The organism is Halalkalibacterium halodurans, assembly GCF_005671335.1.
GTDB lineage: Bacteria > Bacillota > Bacilli > Bacillales > Bacillaceae_D > Halalkalibacterium > Halalkalibacterium halodurans.
The window spans coordinates 2,985,719-3,012,030 of record NZ_CP040441.1 but is presented as its reverse complement, the minus strand read 5'-3'; the positions used below and the strand labels follow the sequence as shown (position 1 = coordinate 3,012,030).

At 42.2% G+C, this 26,312-nt stretch carries 30 protein-coding genes; 18 read left to right on the top strand and 12 right to left on the bottom strand.

Annotation, left to right across the window (positions count from 1 at the left end):
• Positions 1–59: 59 nt before the first annotated feature.
• Together FED51_RS14665 and FED51_RS14660 are read right to left on the bottom strand one after the other, a co-directional pair.
• Complete coding sequence (locus FED51_RS14665; RefSeq protein ID WP_053430673.1) at positions 60–710, bottom strand: hypothetical protein; 651 nt, start codon at positions 708–710, stop codon at positions 60–62.
• A gap of 131 nt (positions 711–841) precedes the next feature.
• Positions 842–1,429, bottom strand: coding sequence for a cell wall hydrolase (locus FED51_RS14660; RefSeq protein ID WP_010899026.1), 588 nt, complete (start codon positions 1,427–1,429; stop codon positions 842–844).
• A 363-nt stretch (positions 1,430–1,792) separates the two neighbouring features.
• Here FED51_RS14660 and FED51_RS14655 point away from each other — a divergent pair, with 363 nt between their 5' ends.
• Entirely contained in the window at positions 1,793–2,566 is a 774-nt protein-coding gene (locus tag FED51_RS14655; protein ID WP_010899025.1) for a CAP domain-containing protein, read from the top strand.
• 411 nt (positions 2,567–2,977) lie between these two features.
• Complete coding sequence (locus tag FED51_RS14650) at positions 2,978–4,165, top strand: D-alanyl-D-alanine carboxypeptidase family protein (RefSeq protein WP_053430674.1); 1,188 nt, start codon at positions 2,978–2,980, stop codon at positions 4,163–4,165.
• A 214-nt stretch (positions 4,166–4,379) separates the two neighbouring features.
• On the opposite strand, the gene FED51_RS14645 is transcribed toward FED51_RS14650, so the two are convergent.
• The 4 genes from FED51_RS14645 to FED51_RS21175 form a co-directional block, all read right to left on the bottom strand.
• The gene (locus FED51_RS14645; RefSeq protein ID WP_138090144.1) at positions 4,380–5,597 is read right to left on the bottom strand and encodes an ISL3-like element IS651 family transposase; all 1,218 of its coding nucleotides are present in this window, start codon (positions 5,595–5,597) and stop codon (positions 4,380–4,382) included.
• 229 nt (positions 5,598–5,826) lie between these two features.
• A complete protein-coding gene (locus tag FED51_RS14640; protein ID WP_010899023.1) occupies positions 5,827–6,024 on the bottom strand; it encodes a hypothetical protein in 198 nt (65 codons plus the stop codon).
• Between the two features lie 24 nt (positions 6,025–6,048).
• Entirely contained in the window at positions 6,049–6,999 is a 951-nt protein-coding gene (coaA, locus tag FED51_RS14635; RefSeq protein ID WP_053430675.1) for a type I pantothenate kinase, read from the bottom strand.
• 263 nt (positions 7,000–7,262) lie between these two features.
• Positions 7,263–7,403: a hypothetical protein gene (locus FED51_RS21175; RefSeq protein WP_153231710.1), complete on the bottom strand. Its 141-nt coding sequence runs from the start codon at positions 7,401–7,403 to the stop codon at positions 7,263–7,265.
• A gap of 138 nt (positions 7,404–7,541) precedes the next feature.
• On the opposite strand from FED51_RS21175, the gene FED51_RS14630 reads away from it, so the two are divergent.
• From FED51_RS14630 to FED51_RS21595, 4 genes are all read left to right on the top strand, one after another.
• Positions 7,542–8,423, top strand: coding sequence for a DUF2268 domain-containing putative Zn-dependent protease (locus FED51_RS14630; protein ID WP_053430676.1), 882 nt, complete (start codon positions 7,542–7,544; stop codon positions 8,421–8,423).
• Positions 8,420–8,647: a YuzI family membrane protein gene (locus tag FED51_RS14625; RefSeq protein ID WP_041820753.1), complete on the top strand. Its 228-nt coding sequence runs from the start codon at positions 8,420–8,422 to the stop codon at positions 8,645–8,647. The genes FED51_RS14630 and FED51_RS14625 overlap by 4 nt, the downstream gene beginning before the upstream one ends.
• Before the next feature lie 93 nt (positions 8,648–8,740).
• Positions 8,741–9,487 carry a YjbA family protein gene (locus tag FED51_RS14620; RefSeq protein ID WP_053430677.1) on the top strand — a complete coding sequence of 249 codons (747 nt, stop codon included), beginning with the start codon at positions 8,741–8,743 and terminating at the stop codon, positions 9,485–9,487.
• 120 nt (positions 9,488–9,607) lie between these two features.
• Positions 9,608–9,730 carry a hypothetical protein gene (locus FED51_RS21595; protein WP_010899018.1) on the top strand — a complete coding sequence of 41 codons (123 nt, stop codon included), beginning with the start codon at positions 9,608–9,610 and terminating at the stop codon, positions 9,728–9,730.
• 49 nt (positions 9,731–9,779) lie between these two features.
• Here the strand turns inward: FED51_RS21595 and trpS are convergent, their stop codons facing one another.
• Positions 9,780–10,772, bottom strand: coding sequence for a tryptophan--tRNA ligase (trpS, locus tag FED51_RS14615; RefSeq protein ID WP_010899017.1), 993 nt, complete (start codon positions 10,770–10,772; stop codon positions 9,780–9,782).
• 111 nt (positions 10,773–10,883) lie between these two features.
• The gene (locus FED51_RS14610; protein WP_053430678.1) at positions 10,884–11,063 is read right to left on the bottom strand and encodes a hypothetical protein; all 180 of its coding nucleotides are present in this window, start codon (positions 11,061–11,063) and stop codon (positions 10,884–10,886) included.
• Positions 11,064–11,145: 82 nt separating this feature from the next.
• Between FED51_RS14610 and FED51_RS14605 the strand changes: the two genes are divergently transcribed.
• On the top strand, positions 11,146–11,700 hold the full coding sequence (locus FED51_RS14605) for a TlpA disulfide reductase family protein (RefSeq protein ID WP_053430679.1): 555 nt from the start codon (positions 11,146–11,148) through the stop codon (positions 11,698–11,700).
• A 37-nt stretch (positions 11,701–11,737) separates the two neighbouring features.
• On the opposite strand, the gene FED51_RS14600 is transcribed toward FED51_RS14605, so the two are convergent.
• Both FED51_RS14600 and FED51_RS14595 read right to left on the bottom strand, forming a co-directional pair.
• Positions 11,738–12,730 carry a sodium:calcium antiporter gene (locus FED51_RS14600; RefSeq protein ID WP_053430680.1) on the bottom strand — a complete coding sequence of 331 codons (993 nt, stop codon included), beginning with the start codon at positions 12,728–12,730 and terminating at the stop codon, positions 11,738–11,740.
• 87 nt (positions 12,731–12,817) lie between these two features.
• On the bottom strand, positions 12,818–13,357 hold the full coding sequence (locus FED51_RS14595) for an HD domain-containing protein (protein WP_053430681.1): 540 nt from the start codon (positions 13,355–13,357) through the stop codon (positions 12,818–12,820).
• Positions 13,358–13,578: 221 nt separating this feature from the next.
• Here FED51_RS14595 and trhA point away from each other — a divergent pair, with 221 nt between their 5' ends.
• The 6 genes from trhA to spxA all read left to right on the top strand — a co-directional run bounded on the left by trhA (position 13,579) and on the right by spxA (position 17,888).
• Positions 13,579–14,226: a PAQR family membrane homeostasis protein TrhA gene (gene trhA, locus FED51_RS14590; protein WP_010899012.1), complete on the top strand. Its 648-nt coding sequence runs from the start codon at positions 13,579–13,581 to the stop codon at positions 14,224–14,226.
• 125 nt (positions 14,227–14,351) lie between these two features.
• Positions 14,352–14,579 carry a hypothetical protein gene (locus FED51_RS14585; RefSeq protein WP_010899011.1) on the top strand — a complete coding sequence of 76 codons (228 nt, stop codon included), beginning with the start codon at positions 14,352–14,354 and terminating at the stop codon, positions 14,577–14,579.
• Between the two features lie 293 nt (positions 14,580–14,872).
• Positions 14,873–15,445 carry a GNAT family N-acetyltransferase gene (locus tag FED51_RS14580; protein WP_053430683.1) on the top strand — a complete coding sequence of 191 codons (573 nt, stop codon included), beginning with the start codon at positions 14,873–14,875 and terminating at the stop codon, positions 15,443–15,445.
• A gap of 44 nt (positions 15,446–15,489) precedes the next feature.
• A complete protein-coding gene (locus tag FED51_RS21590; protein WP_010899009.1) occupies positions 15,490–15,615 on the top strand; it encodes a hypothetical protein in 126 nt (41 codons plus the stop codon).
• A gap of 164 nt (positions 15,616–15,779) precedes the next feature.
• Entirely contained in the window at positions 15,780–16,997 is a 1,218-nt protein-coding gene (locus FED51_RS14575) for an ISL3-like element IS651 family transposase (protein ID WP_138090576.1), read from the top strand.
• Between the two features lie 495 nt (positions 16,998–17,492).
• Positions 17,493–17,888, top strand: a complete 396-nt coding sequence (gene spxA, locus FED51_RS14570) for a transcriptional regulator SpxA (RefSeq protein ID WP_010899008.1) — start codon at positions 17,493–17,495, stop codon at positions 17,886–17,888.
• 29 nt (positions 17,889–17,917) lie between these two features.
• Here the strand turns inward: spxA and FED51_RS14565 are convergent, their stop codons facing one another.
• A complete protein-coding gene (locus FED51_RS14565; RefSeq protein ID WP_010899007.1) occupies positions 17,918–18,589 on the bottom strand; it encodes a TerC family protein in 672 nt (223 codons plus the stop codon).
• A 396-nt stretch (positions 18,590–18,985) separates the two neighbouring features.
• Here FED51_RS14565 and mecA point away from each other — a divergent pair, with 396 nt between their 5' ends.
• From mecA to pepF, 5 genes are all read left to right on the top strand, one after another.
• Entirely contained in the window at positions 18,986–19,624 is a 639-nt protein-coding gene (gene mecA, locus FED51_RS14560) for an adaptor protein MecA (RefSeq protein WP_053430684.1), read from the top strand.
• A 192-nt stretch (positions 19,625–19,816) separates the two neighbouring features.
• The gene (locus FED51_RS14555; protein ID WP_138090144.1) at positions 19,817–21,034 is read left to right on the top strand and encodes an ISL3-like element IS651 family transposase; all 1,218 of its coding nucleotides are present in this window, start codon (positions 19,817–19,819) and stop codon (positions 21,032–21,034) included.
• 198 nt (positions 21,035–21,232) lie between these two features.
• Positions 21,233–22,744, top strand: coding sequence for a cardiolipin synthase (gene cls / locus FED51_RS14550; protein WP_010899005.1), 1,512 nt, complete (start codon positions 21,233–21,235; stop codon positions 22,742–22,744).
• 182 nt (positions 22,745–22,926) lie between these two features.
• A complete protein-coding gene (locus FED51_RS14545; protein WP_053430685.1) occupies positions 22,927–24,144 on the top strand; it encodes a competence protein CoiA family protein in 1,218 nt (405 codons plus the stop codon).
• Between the two features lie 87 nt (positions 24,145–24,231).
• On the top strand, positions 24,232–26,028 hold the full coding sequence (gene pepF, locus FED51_RS14540; RefSeq protein ID WP_053430686.1) for an oligoendopeptidase F: 1,797 nt from the start codon (positions 24,232–24,234) through the stop codon (positions 26,026–26,028).
• A gap of 87 nt (positions 26,029–26,115) precedes the next feature.
• Here the strand turns inward: pepF and FED51_RS21170 are convergent, their stop codons facing one another.
• Positions 26,116–26,289 (bottom strand): hypothetical protein, encoded by a 174-nt coding sequence (locus FED51_RS21170; RefSeq protein WP_166740050.1) that lies wholly within the window; start codon positions 26,287–26,289, stop codon positions 26,116–26,118.
• Between the last annotated feature and the right edge of the window lie 23 nt (positions 26,290–26,312).

The window sequence follows — 26,312 nt, the reverse complement described above, 5'->3', positions numbered from 1 at the left end:
TCTATTAGTGTACCAAAAAACGGGGGTGGGAAGAAAATAGCTTCACTATGACTGATAAATTAGCCCTTTTCTTCAATGATGAAGCCTTTTAACGGTTCACCCGGTGGATCATAGGGAGACATTTGATGCGAATTTGGCACTTGAAGTTGACTTATCGTATGATACTGCTTCAAAAGCAACGACTTAAAGCGTTTTAGTACTGCCATAGTATCTTGGTCTGATGTGGATAACTGACAACGAAAAACATCAATGTTAAGTGTAAGGGTGCCGTTGTCGTTTAGAAGCAGGCCGAGAGCCTCCAACTCCTTTTGATGTTGTATATGCAATGCTTGGATGTCATCCATGTAAGATGTTTGAAAAAGTTGATCAAGTTTACGAATACTTTTCAACGTCTCATTGTACTTACAGATTAATGTACACGTTTGAGAGATGAGCTCTTCTTTATTTGTCCCAATGGCTTGTAGCGTGTGATAAAGCTCTTTTTCATGAAAATAAAACGATTTAAACACTTGCTTTAGCTCTTTTAAATATTGCTTATATCGTTCGTAGGAGAGGATAAAATTGTTAGATGGTTTCGCTGTTTCATTCGCCGTTCGCTCTATTGGTGGAGGCGGTTCCACTTTTCTTACACTATCTGATGTTCCCAATGGATTGACATAGGTTGCTCGGTAACCTGTCCGTGTTGAGGAAGTGCGGCTAATTCTCCTCATAGATTCACCTCCCCTTGGAAATGAGAAACACTTTCCCTACTTTCAATTTATCAAGAAATGTAGCCAAAGAACAGAAAAAAGTGACTCACACGCCTCATGGGACGGTCAGTCACTTTATACTCAGTCGTTTGTTATTTTGCAAAGATGTGATTTCCAATCACGATCGTTTGTTGACGTGTTGAAACGTAAGGGCTTGTGGCTGTTTTTGGGTTATAGAAATAGAGAGAGCCATTCCCTTGCCCACGGAATTGAAGGGCTTCATCAACTGCTCGTTTGGCCTCATCATTGGCTGGGCGTTGAATACGTCCATTTTGTACGGGAGAGAACGCATAGTATCCACTGTTGACTTCGTTGATAACATCTGTCACATTATCGGGAAATGATGGGTGGTCGACCCGATTTAAGACGACAACAGCAACAGCAACTTTTCCGGCATAAGGTTCTCCTTCTGCTTCGGCATGTACGAGACGTGCAAGTAAGTCTCGTTCAGAAGCTGTTACCCGTGCAGGGATTGTTAGCTGTTCTCCACGATAAATAGTATTGGAAGAACGTTCGTTAATACGTTTAATAGCTTCCATAGGGACGCCGTATTGCTCACTTAATAAATAGAGAGTATCTCCAGATTGAACTTGGTGTTTAGAATGACTTGCTTCTGCTTTATTGGTAAAGAGCGTGAAAGACAAAATGATACAACTGAATAACAATACAAATTTCATCATAATATCGTTTGTACCTCCTCTTGCGATACTAACAATCTATCAAAATGATACTAGAAAAGCGCGGTCTAAATTTTTCCAAAACGAAATAAGATTGGCCGGAACCCTTGACATTACTTAACTAAGCGGCCTATTTTACAAGTTTGTAACGAAATGTGGGGAAACCTAAAAAATCTATAGAAAAAGAAGAATCTGAACGATCGGAAAATTAGAATGATCCTTGTCATCGCAAGGTTTCGAAGCAAATGAGGTGAGAGTATGGGAGGATTGATGAAATAATTACCATGTTGAAAAGGCGTGCATCTATGCTAGCATGTTAACTGTTCAAACGAACAAAGCAACAAAAAAATCTAGGAGGTACAAAATATGAAGAAACTTCTAGCCACTACTTTATTAGTAGGAGCAGCTTTTGTAGGTTTTTCAGGACAGGCAGACGCGGCAGGAAAAGATCAGTTACCATTCCATATAGATTCAAAGGTTATCCAATATCAAGGAAATAGCGTAGAAGATCTCAACAATATTTTAAAAGAGATTGCAGAGCGCTATAACATCAATGTGGAAGACTTGAATTTAGATCAAATCAACCTTGATCAATTCCAAGTGCCTAAGCAAGGACAAGCTCCAGCTCCAGAACAACCTGAGCAACCAGAGCAACAGGAACAGCCAACAGTTGACGTACCACAACAGGAAGCTCAACCAGTTGAAAATCGTACACCTCAAACATCTGCCCCTGAAACATCGACTGAGCGTACCCAAGGGTTAACTCAAGATGAACAGCGGATGATTGATTTAGTGAATGAAGAGCGCCAAAAGAACGGATTGCAGCCATTGAAAGCAAATCTTGAAATTACAAAGGTTGCTCGTGTGAAGGCGCAAGATATGATCGATAACAACTACTTCGATCATAACTCTCCAACGTACGGTTCACCATTTGACATGATGCGTCAGTTCGGTATTGAATTCCGTACAGCGGGTGAGAACCTTGCAGGGAACCAAACGGTTGAGGCTGCCCATCAAGCGCTTATGAATTCTCAAGGTCACCGCGCAAACATCTTAAGCCCGAACTACACTGAAATTGGTGTCGGTGTTGTCGAAGGTGGTCCTTACGGTAAAATGTTCGTTCAAATGTTCAAAGGTTAATAGAATTAGTATGAAAAAACTCCCTTAAAGGGAGTTTTTTCATACTAATTTACCATCAAAATGTTACATATATGCAAAAGAACTGTAACCTTTTACTGATATCATTAGTACGGTATTATATTTTACTTTAAAAAACTTACTCTCTATAAATGATTAAAGGATAAAATAACTTAACTTCCGCCCTAAGACTTAGCGGTAAAGCTGAGTTTTTCTACAAGTAAGGAAAATATAAACAAAGATGTCTAGTGAAAAGCACCAAAATGAGATGAATCACGAGAGCTTCCTACAATTTACATTCGGTTTGCAAGCTCATCGTGATTTCTATATCTCCATTGCTCCGAACCATTGTATACGGTTTTAAGCGGGCACTTTGTGCTTTTTAATTGTTTGTGTAAAAAAAGGAGATTCATTATGAGGCATTTATTCCGTGTATTTATTCTATTATTTTTATTTTTTGTTTCCCTTCAATTTTCTGTTCAAACGAATGCTTCTGCTTTTGTTTCAGAAGGTGAAACATTAAACGATGCTCATTTTCATCTAAATAGTGAATCGGTGCTTCTGATGGACCAGCTCTCGGGACAAGTGTTATATAGTGAACACGGAGATAAAAAAATGTACCCTGCTAGCATTACGAAAATTATTACAGCTTTGATTGCAATTGAAGAAGGGGATTTAGATGACATCGTCACGGTTAGTAAAACAGCTACGGAGGTCATCGGAACCCGGGTATATCTAGTCGAAGGTGAAGAAGTGACGTTGCGAAAGCTCGTTCAAGGTTTAATGATCAATTCTGGGAATGATGCAGGTACGGCAATTGCTGAGCATTTTGACGGAAGTGAGGAGGCTTTTGCTGAACGTATGAATCGTTTCGTCCAAGTAAAGATCGGGGTTGAGAACACTCATTTTACAAACCCACATGGCCTGTTTGATAAGGAGCATTATACGACAGCCTATGATATGGCTATGATCACAAAGTATGCGATGGAAAACGAAAAATTTCGAGACGTCGCTTCAACAAAAGAGTTGGAATGGATCGGTGAAGGATGGGAGACGACGATCTACAATCATCACCGCCTTTTATGGGATTACCCTGGAACTACGGGTGTTAAAAATGGATATGTGTCACAATCTGGTTACACTCTTGTAACGACTGCGGAACGAGATGATCAACAGTTAATTGCCGTCACGTTAAACGCGCCAGGTGTTAGCTTTTCCTACAATGATACGATGACGTTGCTTGATTATGGATTTGAACATTTCAAGACGGAGAAGATTAAAGCGGGAGAACGATTTGTAGATTCAGATGGAAAGGAATATGAACTAGCAAAGGATTTCTACTTCAGTATCCCGGAAGATGAGCTATTTGGTATCTCTTTGGAAGAGGGCGGGGTTTTAACGGTAACCAACCATAACGGAGAACCTGTCGCAGAAAAGCATTTAAAGTTTTTAGTACCTGAAGACGATATGTTGGTTGCAAGCCAAGATCCAGTTTCCACTGAGAAAGAAGGGAATGGAAACATTTTTGCTCGCTGGTGGGCCTCACTCATAGAGTGGATTTCACAGGCAGAGGAAGAAGGGGCTTTTGCTAAAAGCACTTAAAACGAATCACTGGTGAACGGGAGTTCACCAGTGATTGTATCTTTTTTCGTACCAATCCTTCTCAAATTCGGCTCTTCCTACTTTTTTATAGACGAAAAATCATTCAGCGAAAAGTACCCATTGTCATCAACTCGTTAAATCTCTATTCTAGCATTCAGTCCTAAAAAAGGGTTCTTAGTCAAATGTTGGGGTGGCATAGGAGGGCGAGCCCCTCTTATCCTACCCCGAATGTTTGATGTTTGAATTGATGATGCAAGAGAATACGGTTTCGCAAGCGATCATAACGCCGAAAACCAAAGGCATTTCTCTTAATCACCTTCGTTTGATTATTCAGTCCTTCAATAAAACCATTGTTTAAGCCAAACGCGAGGCTATTCAAGATCTCGGTCTGCCAGTTCTTCAGCGTCTGAATGGCTCGGTGGAACTCCTTTAACGGGCTCGCCTCCACTCTTCGGTAAAAGGCGTAGAGCCCTTGCTTCACCTCGCTCATTCGTCCTTCCCTTCCTTGCATCTTCGCTTCTTGATACCACTGACGAAAATGTTCTTTTAGCTCATACGCTTCCCTTAAATCAGGGGATAGCTCTAAGTACCGCTCCACCTTCTTCTTTTGCTTATCATCCAGTCCTTCTCTCTCTTTCTGAAACAGATGTTTGATCCGTTTACATCGTTTTCGATGATACGGATGGAACGCTTTTTGCACTCGGCGGCGAACCCCTTCCAGAGCCCAGTAGATGTAACGACAGAAATGGAACGGATCCCCAATGATGAGCGGGTGGCCTAAGGCCTTTTGAACAGCCGACTTGAAGGTATAACTGAGATCCATCACGACTGTTTTCACATGATGACCCTTCTCTTGAAGATATCGTTTAAGCGTATCGGCTTTACGATCCGGTAAGATATCCAGTGGCTTCCGTGTATCTGCATCCGCAATGATCACTTGATATTTCCCCGCATTCGTATCCCCTTTGTAATCATCAATCGCAATCCGAGGAGGAAGGTGATCCACCTTCTTCACGAGGGGGGCCGCCAATTGATCAAACCGGCGCATGGCAGTTGTCACGGACGTTTGGAATTGATTCGCTGTGTCCGTAAAGTTCTTCCCTTGAATGAGCCGTAAGCGAAACGCTTGATTCCATTCCACTGTCTGACGCTGATATCGCTCTACAAAACAGGCTTTCTCCGCAAACCGCTTCCCGCATCTGCACGCGTACCGGCGCTTTCGATAGAATAGATACACCCACCGTTCAAAGAGCTTGAGATGTTGAACTTTTTGGATGCGGTAATCATGGATTCTCTCGGTTCTCTCCCCGCAGGATGGGCAACGATGAGGCGTTCGCGGCATTTCTACATGGAGCGCGATAAAGTCCTCTCGTTCCTCCATCTTTGTGACCTTCACACCTTTTAATCCGGGCAAATCCATGGTAAAATTCATCGTACACGCAGCTCCTATCCTTTCTTTGTTTCTAGGCAATTCAAGGATAATGGATAAAGGAGCCTGCGTGCATTTTTTTTGCCCTCTTTTGTGCAAAAACCCCAACATTTATTGTAGAGCCTAAAAAAGCCGTTTAATATTCAACATTTGGTAGAGTCAAAAAAGAGAGGATGTCTCATCATTCGGTCTGCCCACAGCAGCCTTTTTGAGACATCCTCTCCCTATTTACCTATCGATCCTTAACTGTATAAGAAAAACTGGGATCTAAGGCTCCACTTAGCTCGACTTCGTTTCCGAACGGGTCGACGACGACTGCCTTTTCCTCAACAACTTGGCGATACACTTCCTCATCGTATGCGAGCAAGGCATGTTTTACCTTCGCACCCTGAAATAATGAGAGGGACACACCGTTTAGCTCTACCTTCATCCGTCTCCTCCTCTATTGTGATCATTAGATGTTTCGTAATTTCACTTCATCAACGAAATGCTGGGGGCCTTTTTGCAGCACTAAATCCGCTCGATGCCTCGTCGGTAAAATGTTTTCATGTAAATTTACACCGTTGATGTTTTTCCAAATAGAGGTGGCAAATTGCTCTGCCTCGACTTCAGATAAATGGCGAAAGCGATGGAAATAAGAGTTCGGATCCTGAAAGGCGGTATTTTGCAATAGCTTAAAGCGTTCGATGTACCATTGGAGAATTTGCTCCTCCTTAGCATCGACATAAATCGAGAAATCAAAAAAGTCAGAAACGAACACATTCGGTATATGATGGTTTCTCTTGTTGACTTGTAACACGTTAATTCCTTCAACAATGACAATATCAGGCTCATGAACGACTTGATAGTCCCCCTCCACAATATTGTATGTTAAATGGGAATAAACAGGTGCTTTTACGTATGGTTCACCAGCCTTTACATCGGATAAAAAACGAATGAGAGCGGGTAGGTCATAGCTTTCAGGAAACCCTTTTTTGTCCATTAATCCTCGAGCCTCTAGCGTTTCGTTCGGATAAAGAAACCCATCAGTTGTCACAAGATCAACATGATGATGTTCTGGCCAAGCTTTAAGTAGTTTTTGTAGGAGTCTTGCAGTCGTGCTTTTGCCGACGGCTACACTCCCTGCAAGTCCGATAATGAACGGGGAGCGATTTTTCCCATGGTGAAAAAAACCTCTCTTCTGCTGCTGTAACCGTTGGTAAGCGGTTGCATGAACGTGTAATAGCTCAGCAAGGGGAACGTAAATATCTGCTACTTCGTTTAAGGTAATAGGTTCATTTAAACCAACCAACTGCTCTAGTTCCTGCTCATTAATCGGAAGGCTTGAAGCTTTTCGTAACGACTTCCACTGACTGCGAGAAAGTACGGTATATGGAAAAAAGTCACATGCTTCTATCGTTGCCATACGTTTGCTCCTTTTTGCATCAAATAAATATCGTTCATTGTACACTATTTTTCTAAAAAACGATACACCTTTATAGAGGATGTTCAAAAAGCCCGTGATTTATCGGTGGCAAATGACTCGTTGTCCTGTCTTATTTAGGGATGATACGAACGCATGAAATTGTTTTAAAGCGAGCGTCTTGATTCTCTTCATTGGTCCTTTTTGCTGGCTCCACTCTAACCTATTGAAAGTATTGGTAAATGGCGGCTAATTGATCGAGCTGCTCACGATAGAATCGAAAATGTGTAAAACGTGTTTCCTTCCCTAAATGGTTCCCCTTGTTCATTGAGTTGACTCACTGTTCGATCGTATGTTTGAACAAGGTCGTAATAGACGTCACGCTGCTTTTCTCGTTCAGTTTTCATTTAGAGAAAGCCTCCCTTGCACAAGTATCTTTATTCAGTGTAGCAAAATAAGGACAACTAGTATAAAAAATTGCCCGGTCATTCTTTAGGAAATCCCCATACAATAATAATAGCAATTAGGATCGCGAGGTGAGACTGATGGGGGTTGTCCGCACAGATAAATGGCTCAAGCGGTATGTTGTTCAATGGCCGAAAGCGCAAGTAGCGGGTGAGAAGTTTGAGCTTCAGCAAAAGTTAATCATCTCGCTACTAAAAGATGCTTTTCATACCGATCACCTCGACGAATTACAGCAACAGCTTCTAGGACAAGGATTGTTTTTACCAACGGATGATATTGAACCAAGCTACCGTGCGTTACAGGATCGAGCCATTTGGCATTTGGTTCATAAACAATATACAGAACTTAGAGAAAAGTGGAAGGGGCCTAATGTTCCGATCTATCTTTTTCCCGTCAATACAGCAAATCCGACGATTCGTGAACAATTAGGAATGAAAATGGGTGTTAGTTACCGTGACAAGATTGTATTGTTTATTGGTGAAATGACTTCTGATCAAGATGTTCAAGCCCTTGTGACACACGAGTACCACCATTGCTGTCGGCTCACCCAATTGAAGCTGTATGAAGGGACGATGACCCTTCTCGAATCAATGGTAATGGAAGGTCTAGCTGAAAAAGCTGTGGCCGAAGAAGTGGGACGTGATGCACTAGCAATTTGGACATCACGGTACGACAAAGCGGACCTCCATTCGTTATGGGCGCTTCTTTTAGAGCAACGGATGATGAAAGGACGGGATCGACATTATCCATATTTATTTGGTGGAGTAGGGGGGATTCCTGAATGGGCTGGGTACTATTTAGGCTATCGTATTGTTGATCAGGCGATGAAAAATGATCCTACGCTAACGACAACCTCGATGATGAAAATGGAAGCAGAGACGATTTTGCAGCGTTCTTTTTCTGCAAAACGGGGAAGAGCTGTTGCAGTGAGAGGTCGAGAAATTTCTCGTGATCACTCATGATTCGCTTCGTGTTAGCCTTCATTGGCCTTTGTGCTGGTTTGTATGGCTGCATTAGTTTGCTCGCGTATTTAAGCTTACTGACGACAGGCTACAGCTTTACTCATTATGTCCTATTTATCGTGTTTCGTTTTGAACTGTATCTCATGATTCTCGGTTTTAGTTTATTTGTAGCTGCCTTACTTTTCCCCGATATTCGTCGACGAAAAAGAAGAGGAAGATACTAGTAGCCGTTGAATGTTTATAGTGATTGTGGAATAAACTGGCTTCCCTCTGACCATACTGTTGATACAAATAACTGAGCAAAGGGGGCTAATCGAATGGTTCATATGCGAGACGTGTGGGTAAACTGGTTCGAAGGTGAAGAAAACGGGTATAACGTCTGTGATTTCTTTGAATGGAGAAGCGATGACCGAATTGAAGTATTAGATCAAGTGGTTGTGGTTCGTGTCAGTCCACCGCTTTTTGATTATATCGAAAATCAAATGAGCGATCTTCCAGAGGATTTGTTACAAGATGTGTATCAAAAAAGCTATTTGCGAAAAAATATGTCACGAATACAGCTTGATTACGCCTTTGTGGCAAGTGATGGTGAACGAATTATTGCCGTTGATACGATGGGGTACAAAACTCCGATTCGCAAAAGTCGTCTTACTCCCCGTCAAGAGCAGCTCGTTTATGAATTGCTTCAAAATGAATCGGACATTTGCTACGATCTTCAAGGACACGAACCGAAAAAGGAACACCACATTCTTTCGCCAGATCCAAAGGAAATGAAAGGGCTGACAAGGAAAGAACGTCAGTTGAAGCAACTACTTTATATGGCGTTGGATCAACTATTTACATCAGGAAATGAGGCAGAAATACGGTATTGGTTAACGGAATGGGAGCCTGACAGGTACGATGAGATTCAAGGAATGGATCATCATCAGGCGTGGGAAACGCTTTACCGTGACGTTCGACAAGGTTGGAGTGAACACCATTATCATTTTTGTGAGTCTTTAATCAAAGGACAAGCTTTCTTTGAGAAATTATGGGAACTTGAACACGGTGAGAGCGTGAAGTGATAGAAGGTGGAACGATTCCACATTCTATCACTTCTACAGGGCATTCCGGTTACCTTTACACAAGATGAGCCCTTCCTTTATAATGTACATAACGGATTTTGTAGGGGAGGGGAAGCAACGATGGATACGATGGACGGTTTTGCCTATGGTGTTATGCAAGTGTTAACCGTTGTCCTACTTGTAGGAACAATTGGTCTGTCCCTGTTTGTGGGGAAAATATGGAAAAAGAATAATGGGTATTAAACAAAAAAGCAACGGTTTCCGTTGCTTTTTTGTTTTATGACTCTTGTTGCTACCGGCGTTTACGTCCCAAGCCCATGGCGCGCTCTGCTTTCTCGAGCGTTTTTCTTGCAACACGATTCGCTTTATCAGCTCCTTGATCAAGGATGTGGTCAAGCTCTTCGGACTGGATGAGCTGTTCATAGCGTTCTTGAATCGGCTTTAGGGTGTCAACGACGACTTGAGCCAACGACTCTTTAAATTCTCCATACCCTTTACCCACAAATTGTGCCTCCACTTCTTCAATCGATGCTCCTTTGCAAAGAGAGTAGATGGATAGGAGATTGGAGATGGCCGGCTTGTTTTCTTTATCGAATTTCACAATTCCATCAGAATCAGTTACGGCACTTTTGATTTTCTTCGTAATTGTCTTTTCGTCATCAAGCATAGAAATGTAACTTTTCGGATTCGGATTAGATTTGCTCATTTTTTTGCTTGGATCGTTTAATGACATAATACGTGCCCCCACTTTCGGGATCTGTACCTCAGGGATCGTGAAAATGTCATTGTATTTTTTATTAAAGCGTTCCGCCAAGTCCCTCGTCAGTTCTAAATGCTGTTTTTGATCTTCACCTACGGGGACGATGTTTGTGTGATAAAGTAAAATGTCAGCGGCCATTAAAGGTGGGTAAGTAAGCAAAGATGCCGAGACGGCCTCTTTCCCATCTGATTTATCTTTAAACTGGGTCATCCGCTCCAACTCGCCGATATAAGACACGCACTGCATCATCCAACCAAGCTGTGCGTGGGCAGGAACTTCAGATTGGATGAAAAGGGTCGCCTTGCTCGGGTCAATCCCGACGGCCAAATAGAGAGCGGCTAAACTACGAATGTTTTCCCGAAGCTTGAGCCTGTCTTGTGGAACGGTAATCGCATGTTGATCAACGATACAAAAATAGCAGTTATAGTCTTCTTGCAATGAGACGAAATGCTTCATTGCTCCGAGATAGTTGCCAAGTGTCAACGTGCCGCTTGGCTGAATTCCAGAAAAGACGGTTTTTTTCACGATTTCGACTTCCTTTCAGATAGATGATCATCGTTCAGCTGACGACTATGTATGCTCTTATCTTAACGAATTGCATGCCGCTCGTAAACTTAGTGGAGCCACCGTAAGTTTTTAAGCATTGGTATGTTTTTTGCTGTAACGTTCCTTTAAGCGCAACACCCATAGGACGAGGTTTAAAGCAACTAAAATAAAAAAAGGTATGTGGTAACGAACGTTTGTAGTGTAGGAATAGATGACGAATCCCACTAACAGGAGCACAGCGACAAGCTGATACATTTGAAGCTTTGTCATGAGTAAGTCCTCCTTTAAGCATGTTTTTGAAACCTTGGACATACGTTATTATAACAGGTTTGTCCTTTAAAGGGGGATTGTCATGAAAGGAAAGCAAGCATTTTACCGAAGTTTTCTTATTCTTGCCTTATGTACCGTCGGTTACTTTTACAGTCAATCAGAGCACGTTTACCGACCAGTCGATAAGGAAGCGATCACGACATTTAATGAAGGGGTTCAAGTAGGACAGCGCGCAGTACCGTTTTCCTTAACAACGCTTAAGGGTCAGGTTGTTGACCTATCTTCACTACGCGGACAACCAGTCATTCTCCATTTTTTTGCTACGTGGTGTCCTGTCTGTCAAGATGAAATGCCTTCTCTTGTCAAGCTCGATAAAGAGTACAGGCAAAAAGGTGGTCAATTCCTTGCGATAAACTTGACCAATCAAGAGTCTTCTATTAAAGATGTCCGAGCATTTGTCCAGCATTATCGCGCGGAATTTGATCCGTTACTCGATACAGATGGAGAGGTCATGGAGACTTATCAAGTGATCGGCATCCCGACAACGCTTATCCTAGATGAAGAAGGAACCATTGTAAAACGATATAATGGAGTGCTAACAGAAGAAATCATAGATGAAATAATGGACATCCACTAAGTTAAGGCTTAGTGGATGTTTTCCTTTTTTGTTCCACTCATTGAACGAAAATAAGATAAGAAGAGAAAAAATAAAAGACAATCAATACGAGCGAAGGCATTAAATACATCCGTTTCGACTGCTCGGCCGGGCGGAGCAACGCATAAAGTGTCATCAAACATAAAATGCCGACAGCTGCTGCGGTAAGCTGGTGAACAGGCGAAATGGCAGCAATGATTGAGCCTGGTCTATAAAGAATGTCCGAAACCCCTAGGATTAAAAAGTTAAACAAGTTGCTACCGAGGACGGAACCGAGTGCAAGATTGATGTTCTTCAATCGCAGGGCGACGAACACCGATACCCCTTCAGGGAGAGAGGTGGTTGCGGCAATGAGGAAGCTGCCAACAAAGCTGGAGCCCAGCCCTGTGACGACAGCAATTTCGTCCCCTGTTACCGTGAGAAGTGTTCCAGCTCCCATGATGACTATAGCAGATATAGCAAAACCGATCATTGCGTGTCGTAAAGAAACATCTTTCTTTACCGGTCGATTGCCCTCTTGATCAATTGTTTGACTTTCAGGCACAGGATCATTTCGAACCGCTGAAAGTAACTTCATTCCAAAGGCGTAAACCACGATCAAAACAAGCATATCGATCCCGATCCCTAAAAGCGTTACGTCTAGTCGTAAGGTAATGGCGATTAACGTAACCATTGCAAGGAGAAGCCCGATGCTAGCGGTAAAAAAGTGAGATGTGTCAGCTCCACGAAACAGTTGTGCCCGCCGAAAATATAAGTCTAACGTAGCTAAAATTAATAAATTAAACATATTGCTTCCTAATACATTCCCAACGGCAAGATCGGGGTTATTTAAAACGATCGCAGACACGGTCGTTGTAATTTCCGGCAATGATGTAGCCCCTGCTAAAAAAATGGTCCCGACTAGCATCCCACCTAATGTTGATTTCTCACCGATCGTATCAGCATAGTTGGAAAGCTTAATTGCGGTAAGTATTGTGACAATGGCGGCGACGATAAACCAAACGAACACCATGAGACATCCCTCCATTTGCGCAAATAAAAAAACTCTCTTGAAGAGTGTGCCCGAATTGCACGATCTTCAAAAGAGTAAAATTGGTCGTCAAACCGTTTTTTGATAGAGGTCATGTTCCTGTAGTGCTTTGACGATAAGCTGATCTAAGCGGTGAAGTGCTTCTAACGCTTTCTCGTCTGAAATGGTTCGATAATGGTGGCGGCCCTTTGGTTCTTCGTCTGCTTCATCGGCAAGAGCAACAACTTTTTGCAACGGACTGAGCTCCAACTTCCCCTCTGGTAAATATGAATCAGTATGGAGTAAGATGGCGAGAGCAATTTCCTTCGCCTTTTTCGGGTGCTCGCCTAAACGGATGAGGAGTTTGTGTGCTCGCTCGGCTCCTTTAATGGCGTGGATGTCGTTCTCTTTATATAAGTCGTAATCCCATGAACCATTACGATACCAAGTATAGTGACCAATATCATGGAGAAAGGCTGCTTTTGTTGCCAGATCAGGGTCGACCCCGTATTGTTTGGCCAGTTGAAGCGCATGGTACGCACAAGCGATTGCATGTGCCATCCCGGAACGCTTGACGTATTTTTGTGTAATATGGTGATTGAAAAGCTCAACGAACGTGACACGATGCATGGATCTTCCCTCCTTTGTATTTTTCTTCCTAACACGATGTAAAATAAATGAACATAAAAAAAGTGTATTTTTTCTATTATATAGAGGTGGGAGAAAGGTTGCAACATCTTTTTCACTTTTTAAAAAGATGAACTTCGATAAAAGGGGCAAGCTCAACGAGATTTTTATGACTTTATTTGATATAATGGGTCATTATGATGGAAAAGTAGGTGGATGCTGAAATGGGAACGACCCACATATTTTCACGCAAGGAAGAGTTGGCGAATGCGATTACCCACGGAATCGGTGTCGTACTTAGTTTAGCTGCTCTAGTGGTGCTAATCGTTTTTGCCAGCCTTTACGGAAGTGCGATGCACGTAGTTAGCTTCACTGTGTACGGTACGACGATGCTCATGCTTTATTTCTCGTCAACGATGTTACACAGCCTCCCAGAGGGAAAAGTAAAGGATATTTTTGAGGTAATTGATCATGCGGCAATTTATCTTTTTATTGCTGGGACCTATACACCTTTATTGTTTATTGTTGTCCAAGGAGCCCTCGGATGGACACTATTTGGAGTGGTTTGGGGCTTGGCGGTCGTCGGCATTGTGTTTAAAGCATTTTTCGTCAAACGTTTCCTATTTCTATCAACCGCTTGTTATGTTGCGATGGGGTGGCTTGCAGTCATCGCTTTCCGTCCGATCATGGAAACATTACCATCAGGGGGGATTGCATGCTTAGTTGGTGGTGGAATCGCTTATACTGTGGGGACCATTTTCTACGTATGGCGCGGATTTTCCTATCATCACGCGATTTGGCACGTGTTCGTGTTAATTGGTAGCATCCTACACTTTGTTCTCATCTTGTTTTACGTGTTGCCAATCGGTTGACCGATGACGATATAAAACAGGGAAGTGCGCCTCAACCAAATGGAGGCGTGCTTTTTTCGCTTCCAATAAGCGATGTTCACGAATGAAAGGGAGAGAAGATATGCTAAACATGAGGGAGGGATTTTATGTACGTAACATTAAAGGAGCTAAGTGATTATTTGGAACTCCCTGAAGCATATTTAGAAAATCAAATTCAAGCAGGGCATGTAAAGGCTTACTTTATCGATGGAACTTACGTCGTTAATCAAGCTTCGTTTGCATGGTATAAAGAGCAACTGGATAAAAAGCGAGAAGAATCGCGTCGTGAAGAGCAAGAGCTGCCGGAGGATTGGGATGCGAAAGATGAAGATTGAGAAAGATGGAGCCATTGGTTTACCTTTTTGGAGTGGATGAATGCAATCGTAAAGAAGGGGAGCAAGGGGAAAATAAGCCCTTTGCTCTTTTTTGTAATCCGCAAAGGCTGGACTGATGAACGTGTAGGAAGGTTCAAGGGGGATGATGTTGAGATTTTACCCTAGCTGATCGTGAATGGTTTATGGCGTCCTCGATGGCCGATTATCGAAAAATTCATTGATTAACGGCGATTTATGAAACCAACGATCAAGCGTATACTATACATATCCTACGTGCTGGAGGTTGACAAACATTGAATTGGTACGAAAAGCTAAACCAATACTTCCCTATTGAAGAGATGAAGTCCAAGGAACATATGGAGTTACTTTTAAAGGAAAAGTCAGATATTTATCATAAGGATGAAGGTAAAAATCATGTTATGATGTATGTAGAAACAGATGATTTTATTTTTGTGGATTATTTGTTTGTTTCGAAAGATGCGCGTGGACAAGGACTCGGCAAAAGGTTACTCAATCAGTTGAAAGAAAAGGGGAAGCCAATTATCCTTGAAGTAGAGCCGCTTGACTACGAAGATTCTGATTCTGAAAAGCGACTGCGCTTTTACGAGCGAGAAGGTTTTAAGCATGCTGAATCAATCGGTTACAGCAGACGTTCACTGGCGACAAATGAAGTCAACGAGCTAGAAATTTTTTATTGGTCACCAACGGATGAATCAGAAGAAAGTATTTATGAAAAAATGAAGCATACGTATGAGACGATTCATACGTATAAGGATGAAGAGCTATATGGTGCTTCCTATGAAGATGTGGATCAGGTGCTTACATTTGATGAATCCAAGCCCAAGCAGGAGGACACACAGCTTTAGTTCTTCCCATTATCATACCCTTTCGGTAGCAGAGGTGGTTGTCCATGAAAAAACGGACGAAAGCAAAGCAAAGAAAGAAAAGGGAGTTGCTGAAGGAACTCCTTAAGAAAAATCTAAAAAATTTAAAAGCTCCTAGACGTGGACCTGCCACTCAATCGACGAAGCGATAACGTACGAAGCCCTAAACCTAGAGAAAACTCTAGGTTTTTTTAGGCTCTACAATAAATGTTGGGGTTTTTGCACAAAAGAGGGGCAAAAAAAATGCACGCAGGCTCCTTTATCCATTATCCTTGAATTGTCCAGAAACAAAGAAAGGATAGGAGCTGCGTGTACGATGAATTTTACCATGGATTTGCCCGGATTAAAAGGTGTGAAGGTCACAAAGATGGAGGAACGAGAGGGCTTTATCGCGCTCCATGTAGAAATGCCGCGAACGCCTCATCGTTGCCCATCCTGCGGGGAGAGAACCGAGAGAATCCATGATTACCGCATCCAAAAAGTTCAACATCTCAAGCTCTTTGAACGGTGGGTGTATCTATTCTATCGAAAGCGCCGGTACGCGTGCAGATGCGGGAAGCGGTTTGCGGAGAAAGCCTGTTTTGTAGAGCGATATCAGCGTCAGACAGTGGAATGGAATCAAGCGTTTCGCTTACGGCTCATTCAAGGGAAGAACTTTACGGACACAGCGAATCAATTCCAAACGTCCGTGACAACTGCCATGCGCCGGTTTGATCAATTGGCGGCCCCCCTCGTGAAGAAGGTGGATCACCTTCCTCCTCGGATTGCGATTGATGATTACAAAGGGGATACGAATGCGGGGAAATATCAAGTGATCATTGCGGATGCAGATACACGGAAGCCACTGGATATCTTACCGGATCGTAAAGCCGATACGCTTAAACGATATCTTCAAGAGAAGGGTCATCATGTGAAAACAGTCGTGATGGATCTCAGTTATACCTTCAAGTCGGCTGTTCAAAAGGCCTTAGGCCACCCGCTCATCATTGGGGATCCGTTCCATTTCTGTCGTTACATCTACTGGGCTCTGGAAGGGGTTCGCCGCCGAGTGCAAAAAGCGTTCCATCCGTATCATCGAAAACGATGTAAACGGATCAAACATCTGTTTCAGAAAGAGAGAGAAGGACTGGATGATAAGCAAAAGAAGAAGGTGGAGCGGTACTTAGAGCTATCCCCTGATTTAAGGGAAGCGTATGAGCTAAAAGAACATTTTCGTCAGTGGTATCAAGAAGCGAAGATGCAAGGAAGGGAAGGACGAATGAGCGAGGTGAAACAAGGGCTCTACGCCTTTTACCGAAGAGTGGAGGCGAGCCCGTTAAAGGAGTTCCACCGAGCCATTCAGACGCTGAAGAACTGGCAGACCGAGATCTTGAATAGCCTCGCGTTTGGCTTAAACAATGGTTTTATTGAAGGACTGAATAATCAAACGAAGGTGATTAAGAGAAATGCCTTTGGTTTTCGGCGTTATGATCGCTTGCGAAACCGTATTCTCTTGCATCATCAATTCAAACATCAGACATTCGGGGTAGGATAAGAGGGGCTCGCCCTCCTATGCCACCCCAACATTTGACTAAGAACCTTTTTTTATAAGCACGTAAGGTCTAATCGTGAGATACCTTGCGCAAGGGGCTGAGATCATCCGTTTGCAGCTTACCTTAATTTTTTTATCTCCGTTGCTCAGGACAGCCGGTGCGTTTTTAAGTAGGCGTTTTGCATTTTTCTAATAAAATTAAGTTCATTTTTTATACTTTTCGTTATACGAAGGAATAGACGAATTCAAATGTTTTTGTTAAAATTGTAACTAAACATACACAAATGTATAGAAAGTCGAATGGGTTTTCGTTTAAAATAGAGAGAGAACGGGAAAGATCCCTATGTGTGTTTTAGTCGTCTCGTCTATATTTGGTTATTGGATAGTAGTTTTAGCAATAAATGCTATGCACAACTTGTCTATTCATGTATAATAAGTTTCGTATAAGCAGGAGCGAGTTGGCATAGGAGTTTAATTCCGAAGGGAGAGGTCCGGACGATGGTTACTCTTTTAACATCACCGAGCTGTACGTCTTGTCGTAAAGCAAAAGCTTGGCTTGAAGAGCATAATATTCCGTTTGAAGAACGAAACATTTTTTCTTCCCCACTAACAGTTGAAGAAGTGAAGGAAGTCGTACGTATGACGGAAGATGGTACGGACGAAATCATTTCTACACGTTCAAAAGTATTTCAGGAGTTGGATGTTGAGCTAGAAGCATTACCTTTACAAACTCTGTTTAAAATTATTAGTGAGAATCCTGGTCTGTTGCGACGTCCGATCATTTTTGATGAAAAGCGTCTACAAGTAGGATACAATGAAGCTGAAATTCGTCGTTTCCTACCAAGAAAGGTTCGTACATTCCAACTACAGGAAGCACAGCGTTTAGTAAACTAAATGAAAATTAGTCACAAAGTCAGCTTGTGTCATGCAAGGTGGCTTTTCTTTTTATTTTTGCAAGTATAACCAAGTGCTAAAACAAAAGCGATAACCGTTACCTGAAAGAAAATCATAAAACCTGGTTGATTAATAAACAGGGGAGCTAGCATCGGTTCATGCGTAATCATGCGCGAGGCTGTAAAGGCTAATATTCCTGCACCAATGTAGACAATGATCGGAAATGTATCAAAAAGAACGAGAATGAGTTTGCTCCCCCAAATGATGATTGGGACAGAGATCAATAGGCCAGTAATGACGAGAATGGGGTTCCCATGAGAAGCGCCAGCGATTGCCAACACGTTATCAAATCCCATGACACAATCAGCAATGACAATAGCTTTTATCGCACTCCCTAGTGTGGGTCCGGTGCTAATTTCTTGCTCACTGTTGTTATCGACTAGCAATTGAAAGGCAATATAAATCAAGAGTGCACCACCAATGCCTAATAAAAATGGAATCTCCAATAGCTGAACTGCAACCATTGTAAGGAGCACGCGAACGAGTAGTGCAAGGCCAATTCCAATCATGATCGCTTTATTTCGTTGCTGCTTCGGTAAGTGACGGCACGCGAGAGCAACGACGATAGCGTTATCTCCACCTAAAATGAGATCGATGCCAATAATTGTGATCACAGATAGGATAAAGTCTAAATCGAACAAGTTGTATCACCCTTTGGCTTTAAAGATTGCTAGAACGTAGATCCTTGACATTTGGAGCTATATCGTTGAGAATGAAAAATTATAGACGGTGTTGCTTGTCTACTAATACAATCTATACAAATTGGCGTAAATAAGAACTTGAAATTATCGAAGAGTAGGTCCAGTCCTTAACATGACAGTCCATTCGTAGAAATTTTCATAAAAATCTTTGGAAATCGGGTTTTTTGTTTCCAATCCAAGCCGATTTATCATAAAATAGAGGTAACAAAAAGACCAAGCTTTTTTGGTTTTACACCATTTTAGTCCTACACTATGGTGGAGTCGAAGTGTCATTTGCGTTCAAAGGGAAATTCTCGAACGAAACAATCCTCTAAAAGAGTAGGAGGGAGAGCAAAAATGGAAATCGAACGCATTAACGATTCAACAGTAAAGTTTTTTATAACGTATAAAGATATAGAATCACGCGGTTTTGACCGTGATGAGATTTGGTATAATCGCGAACGGGGCGAAGAGCTCTTCTTTGAAATGATGAATGAGGCCAATGATCGGGAAGATTTTGAATTAGAAGGTCCATTATGGATTCAAGTCCATGCGTTAGAAAAAGGGTTGGAGATTGTCGTGACTCGCGGGCAAATCTCTGACGGAAATGTGAAGTTGGAGATTCCGGTAACCCAAGAAGATGGGGATGGTCAAGGACAAGAGTCTTCTATGATGACCGAAGATGATTTTCTTGAAGAGTCGCTTGAAATTGTGATCGGCTTTGCAGATTTTGAGGACATTATTGACCTTAGCCATAATTTCTTTATTGATGATATTAATAACACGTTGGTTCATTTTGAAGGAACGTATTACTTGCACGTCGTCTTTAACGATGAAACGTACAGTGAAGATGAGCAGGATGACATGTTAAGTCAAATGTTAGAGTATGGCTATGAGTCGGATTTATCGATTTATCGGATTATGGAATATGGAAAGGTGATCATTGATAGCAATGCTTTGACGGTAGTACGTGAGCAATTTCCAAAACGTGCATAAGTACATTGTTTGTTAGACGGCCTTTCTCCACTTGAGGAGAAGTGGTCGTTTTTCTGCTTTGAGGAAAAACTGGCTCTACAATAAATGTTGGGGTTTTTGCACAAAAGAGGGCAAAAAAAATGCACGCAGGCTCCTTTATCCATTATCCTTGAATTGCCTAGAAACAAAGAAAGGATAGGAGCTGCGTGTACGATGAATTTTACCATGGATTTGCCCGGATTAAAAGGTGTGAAGGTCACAAAGATGGAGGAACGAGAGGACTTTATCGCGCTCCATGTAGAAATGCCGCGAACGCCTCATCGTTGCCCATCCTGCGGGGAGAGAACCGAGAGAATCCATGATTACCGCATCCAAAAAGTTCAACATCTCAAGCTCTTTGAACGGTGGGTGTATCTATTCTATCGAAAGCGCCGGTACGCGTGCAGATGCGGGAAGCGGTTTGCGGAGAAAGCCTGTTTTGTAGAGCGATATCAGCGTCAGACAGTGGAATGGAATCAAGCGTTTCGCTTACGGCTCATTCAAGGGAAGAACTTTACGGACACAGCGAATCAATTCCAAACGTCCGTGACAACTGCCATGCGCCGGTTTGATCAATTGGCGGCCCCCCTCGTGAAGAAGGTGGATCACCTTCCTCCTCGGATTGCGATTGATGATTACAAAGGGGATACGAATGCGGGGAAATATCAAGTGATCATTGCGGATGCAGATACACGGAAGCCACTGGATATCTTACCGGATCGTAAAGCCGATACGCTTAAACGATATCTTCAAGAGAAGGGTCATCATGTGAAAACAGTCGTGATGGATCTCAGTTATACCTTCAAGTCGGCTGTTCAAAAGGCCTTAGGCCACCCGCTCATCATTGGGGATCCGTTCCATTTCTGTCGTTACATCTACTGGGCTCTGGAAGGGGTTCGCCGCCGAGTGCAAAAAGCGTTCCATCCGTATCATCGAAAACGATGTAAACGGATCAAACATCTGTTTCAGAAAGAGAGAGAAGGACTGGATGATAAGCAAAAGAAGAAGGTGGAGCGGTACTTAGAGCTATCCCCTGATTTAAGGGAAGCGTATGAGCTAAAAGAACATTTTCGTCAGTGGTATCAAGAAGCGAAGATGCAAGGAAGGGAAGGACGAATGAGCGAGGTGAAGCAAGGGCTCTACGCCTTTTACCGAAGAGTGGAGGCGAGCCCGTTAAAGGAGTTCCACCGAGCCATTCAGACGCTGAAGAACTGGCAGACCGAGATCTTGAATAGCCTCGCGTTTGGCTTAAACAATGGTTTTATTGAAGGACTGAATAATCAAACGAAGGTGATTAAGAGAAATGCCTTTGGTTTTCGGCGTTATGATCGCTTGCGAAACCGTATTCTCTTGCATCATCAATTCAAACATCAAACATTCGGGGTAGGATAAGAGGGGCTCGCCCTCCTATGCCACCCCAACATTTGACTAAGAACCGAAAAACTATTAAGAATTAGCAACCTTTTTCTTTATATTTCGTATAGATCTAAAGAAAAGGAGAGAGTCTTTCTTTCCTAAACGATACGTATATAATAAAAGTTGGAATTGTACGATCTAGATTCGAGAAAGATGAGATAGGAGCTCGTCACTATGAAAAATCGGTTAAACGTCTTACTCTTTTTATTGATCCTTTCGACAGGTTTGTACCTTACCCGTTCGTTTTGGCAAGGCTGGATTGTCGGAGCTTTTAGTGTACTCATTACCATCACGGTTGTCTTTATAGGTATCGTTATATTTTTAGAAAACCGTCACCCGACAAAAACGTTAACATGGTTAATGGTGCTTGCCGTGTTTCCAGTCGTTGGCTTCATCTTTTATTTGATGTTCGGACAAAATCATCGAAAAAGTAAAACCTTTATGAAAAAGGCATTATCAGATGAAGAGGCATTTGAAAAAATAGAGGGAAATCGTCAGCTAAATGAAGAACAGCTGCAGAAAATGGGTGGTCATCAACAACTGTTGTTTCGACTGGCTCATCGACTAGCGAACAATCCGATTTCATTTTCAACCAATACGAAAGTGCTGACAGACGGGAAAGAAACGTTTGCCCATATTAAACAAGCGTTACGAATGGCAACGCATCATATTCATCTCGAATATTATATTGTTCGTGATGATGAAATTGGTCAGGAAATTAAAGAGATCCTAATGCAGAAAGCGAAGGAAGGAATTCATGTACGTTTTCTTTATGACGGTGTAGGTAGCTGGAAGCTCTCTAAATCTTATATTCAGGATCTGAAGCAGGCCGGAGTAGAGATTGTTCCGTTTGCCCCTGTAAAGCTACCGTTTATTAATCATACGATCAATTACCGCAATCACCGAAAGATTATCGTCATCGACGGAACCGTGGGCTTCGTAGGTGGTTTAAATATTGGCGATGAATATTTAGGAAAAGACCCATATTTCGGATTTTGGCGAGATACCCATCTGTATGTTCGCGGAGAAGCTGTACGTACATTACAGCTCATTTTCCTCCGGGATTGGGCCCACGAAACAGGAGAAACGATTTTGAAGCCATCTTACCTATCCCCAGCATTGACAAATATGAAGGATGATGGCGGTGTCCAGATGATTGCGAGTGGTCCTGATACTCGTTGGGAAATTAATAAAAAGCTATTCTTTTCCATGATCACATCAGCGAAGAAATCGATTTGGATCACCAGTCCATATTTCATCCCGGATGAAGATATTTTAAGTGCTTTAAAAATTGCTGCCCTAAGTGGTATTGATGTTAGGATTCTCGTTCCTAATCGTCCAGATAAACGGATTGTTTTTCATGCTTCCCGCTCTTATTTTCCAGAGCTTCTTGAAGCGGGAGTGAAAGTATACGAATATACACGAGGCTTTCTTCATAGCAAAATTATTATCGTCGATAATGAGATTGCTTCGATTGGAACATCGAACATGGATATGCGAAGCTTCCATTTGAATTTTGAAGTGAACGCCTTTCTTTATCGCACGAAAAGTGTAACCACACTCGTAAGTGATTTTGTCTACGATTTGGAGCATACAAATCAAATTCGCTTTGAGCAATTTAGAAACAGAGCTTGGTATTATCGCGTACTTGAATCCACTTGTCGGCTATTATCACCTTTGCTATAGACAGAAGAAGATAGGGCTTATGCTCCTGTCTTTTTTTTACTTTAAGAAGGATAAAATACGGTCACATAGGATTGGCAATTAGGACAAGTTTTTCTTAGTACACTTTTATTTCCTGAGAAATAATGTGAACGAAGCAGGATTTTGTAATAATAGGTCGAATGGAATAGGAGGGAGGTGCTGCTATGCTCACAGCAAAATTACAAAATGGACAAACCGTTAACTTGCTCGACTCTTGGCAAAAGGAGGTGTTGCAATCGCTTCAGAAGAAGCAGGGCTTCTACTGCCCAGCTTGTAAGGAAAAGCTCGTACTGAAGATTGGCTCACAACGGCAATGGCATTTCGCCCATCAATCTAAAGAAGCTTGCCGTGTCTCAACGGAACCAGAATCTCATTATCATTTATCAGGAAAACGGTTATTGTATCAATGGCTAAAGCGGCAAAAGCTTGAAGTGGCGCTAGAGGTATATCTTCCGATTTTGCAGCAGCGTCCAGATATTCTCCTTCGAAAGGATAAACAACTGGTTGCTGTCGAATATCAATGTTCCTCATTGCCCCTTCAAGAGATAAAAAAGCGGACGGACGGCTACAAGCGAGCAGGGATTTACCCTATTTGGGTTCTTGGAGGCAATCGGTTGAACCGGGAAGGGACGTTTCATTTTCGCCTTCAATCCTTTGAATGGTTAGCTTTATGCAAAGATCCATACGAACATTTACATCTACGGTATTTTTGTCCAACATCGTTAAAGTTTTTTACCCTCTCAAACATAACCCCGATTTCTCTCACAAAAACGTTAGCCGTCCTAAAAGAAAAAGCTCACCTTAACCAAACATTCCAAGATTGGGTGTATCCTTCTCTCAAACCTCATGAAAGCTTACCAAGCGATGCGTGGTTAACGCAGAAGAAACAGTGGCGTTTTCAATATCCAATCCCCTACCCTTCACCAGATCAAAGACATTTCCAATCATGGCTCTACGAACAAAATTTACATCCTCAGTTGTTTCCGATCGAAGCAGGTTGGCCAAGCAAAGGTCATGAATGGGTTGCCACTCCAACATACCTTTGGCAGTCTTGGATATTATGCCATGTCATCGAACGACAACCGCTCATGGCCCCGTTCCCACTTCTCACTGTTTTACGCTCCTTTCAATCCCAGCGCATATTCAAATTACGTCCTATCGTTCAACACCTTTCTCATCTTGAACAATCCATCAAAGGATATTTAGATCTACTTGTTTCAGCAAGGATACTTGCAAAGGCCCCAGGTCACAACCAATATGTGCGCCTACGTGAACGATCATTTCCACATTCTGCTGAGGAAGCCCTCACCCAAGATGAAGCATTCTATCATGCATACTTAACATTGTATGAGAATAGGTTATCATGTAATACCTATTCATGAATTGTAGCGATTAAAATAGGTAAGACTGGAAAACCTAAGAAAAAATCGGTATTCTAGGAGAGAGTCAACTAGAAGGAGGTCGGAAACATGGCAAAAACGTTACCGAAGAGAAGCGAAATCCCTGTCGACTTAACATGGGATTTAGAAGCCATCTTTAGTACAGATGAAGAATGGGAAAAAGAATTTAATGAAGTGAAGGGACTTATTTCATCATTAGTACAGTTTAAAGGAAAGTTAAGTCAATCTGCTGAGATTTTGTATGCAGCCTTGCAACAACAGGATGAAATAACCGAACGATTGGGACGACTGTATACATATGCTCATATGCGTTATGACCAAGACACAACCAATTCGTTTTATCAAGGGCTAAATGATAGGGCGCAGACCTTAGCTTCTCAAGTTGGGCAAGCGGCTTCATTTGTTGTCCCAGAGCTTATGTCAATCGAAAAAGAGAAGATCGACACCTTCCTCAATGAACATGAACCACTCACGTTGTATCGTCATATGTTAGATGAACTAAACAAGCAACGTCCCCATGTGCTGTCAGAAGCCGAAGAATCAATTTTAGCACAGGCGAGTGAAGTGACGAGCGCTCCTAGCAATACATTTGGTATGTTAAACAATGCAGATATGACATTCCCGACCATTGTGAATGAGAATGGAGAAGAAGTAGAAGTCACCCACGGAAGATATTTGCAGTTTTTAGAAAGTGGAGATCGGCGTGTACGAAAAGATGCGTTTCAAGCGGTTTATTCCACATATGAAAAATACAAGAATACCTTTGCTTCTACACTGAGTAGTCAAGTGAAGCGAGATTTGTTTTACGCAAATGTAAGAAAATATAAATCGGCTCGGGAAGCGGCATTGTCACGCAATTTTATTCCCGAAGTGGTCTATGATCAACTCGTTTCAACCGTCAATGACAACCTACACTTACTTCATCGCTATGTTAAATTAAGAAAGCGAATTTTAGGTGTGGATGAACTCCATATGTATGATCTGTATACACCGCTCGTCAAGGATGTGGAGATGAAGATTTCCTACGATGAAGCGAAAGAGCTTGTGTTAAAGGGATTCGCTCCACTAGGCGAAAGCTATACAGATGAAATTAAGCAAGGTTATGAGAAACGTTGGATTGACGTTGTTGAAAACAAAGGTAAACGAAGTGGAGCCTATTCTTCTGGAGCGTACGGCACGATGCCATACATTCTCATGAATTGGCAGGATAATATTGATAATGTCTTTACATTAGCCCATGAACTTGGACATTCGATGCACAGTTTTTATTCGCGGAAACACCAACCATATCCTTATGGCGACTACACGATCTTCGTTGCCGAAGTCGCTTCCACTTTAAACGAAGCACTGTTAAATGATTACATGGTGAAAAACACAAACAATGAGCAAGAAAAGATTTATTTGCTCAATCATTTCTTGGAAGGTTTTCGTGGAACAGTCTTTAGGCAGACGATGTTTGCTGAGTTTGAACAGCTTATTCATGAGCAATCTGCAGATGGCATTCCATTGACGCCAGAGCTGTTATCAAAGCTGTATTATGATTTAAATGTAAAGTATTTTGGAGATGAGATTGTCATTGACAAGGAGATCGGTCTTGAATGGGCAAGAATTCCTCATTTCTACTATAATTTTTATGTCTATCAATACGCGACAGGATACAGTGCTGCTACTGCCCTTGCTAAACAAATTTTAGAGGATGGAGCTCCTGTTGTTGAGCGCTATCTCGACTTTTTGAAAGCTGGTAGCTCGCAATATCCGATTGACATTTTAAAGCATGCTGGTGTCGATATGACGTCAAAGAAACCAATCCAAGAGGCTCTTTCTCTATTTGAGAAAACGTTAGATGAGATCGAGGCACTCCTTTAAAACAAAGGGTGAATAACCATGCAGTCTATCATAGAACTGCATGGTTATTTTTCGTACTAAGGTAAAAGGGGAAAAACAGTTCCCACTTTAGAACCCACGAAACCGGTTGCGGTGGTGAAACTGGTACACAATTAAATAGATGCTAGCAAAAAGAAGGGGGGCGGAGATAAAGAGCGGGAACATGCTCAGAAAAGAGAGAAGTAAGAAATAGAAGCTTACGATCGTTCCGATAAGGCCGACTCCGATCAAAAAGCGCGACATGTGCTTCATTCCTCCCATGTACA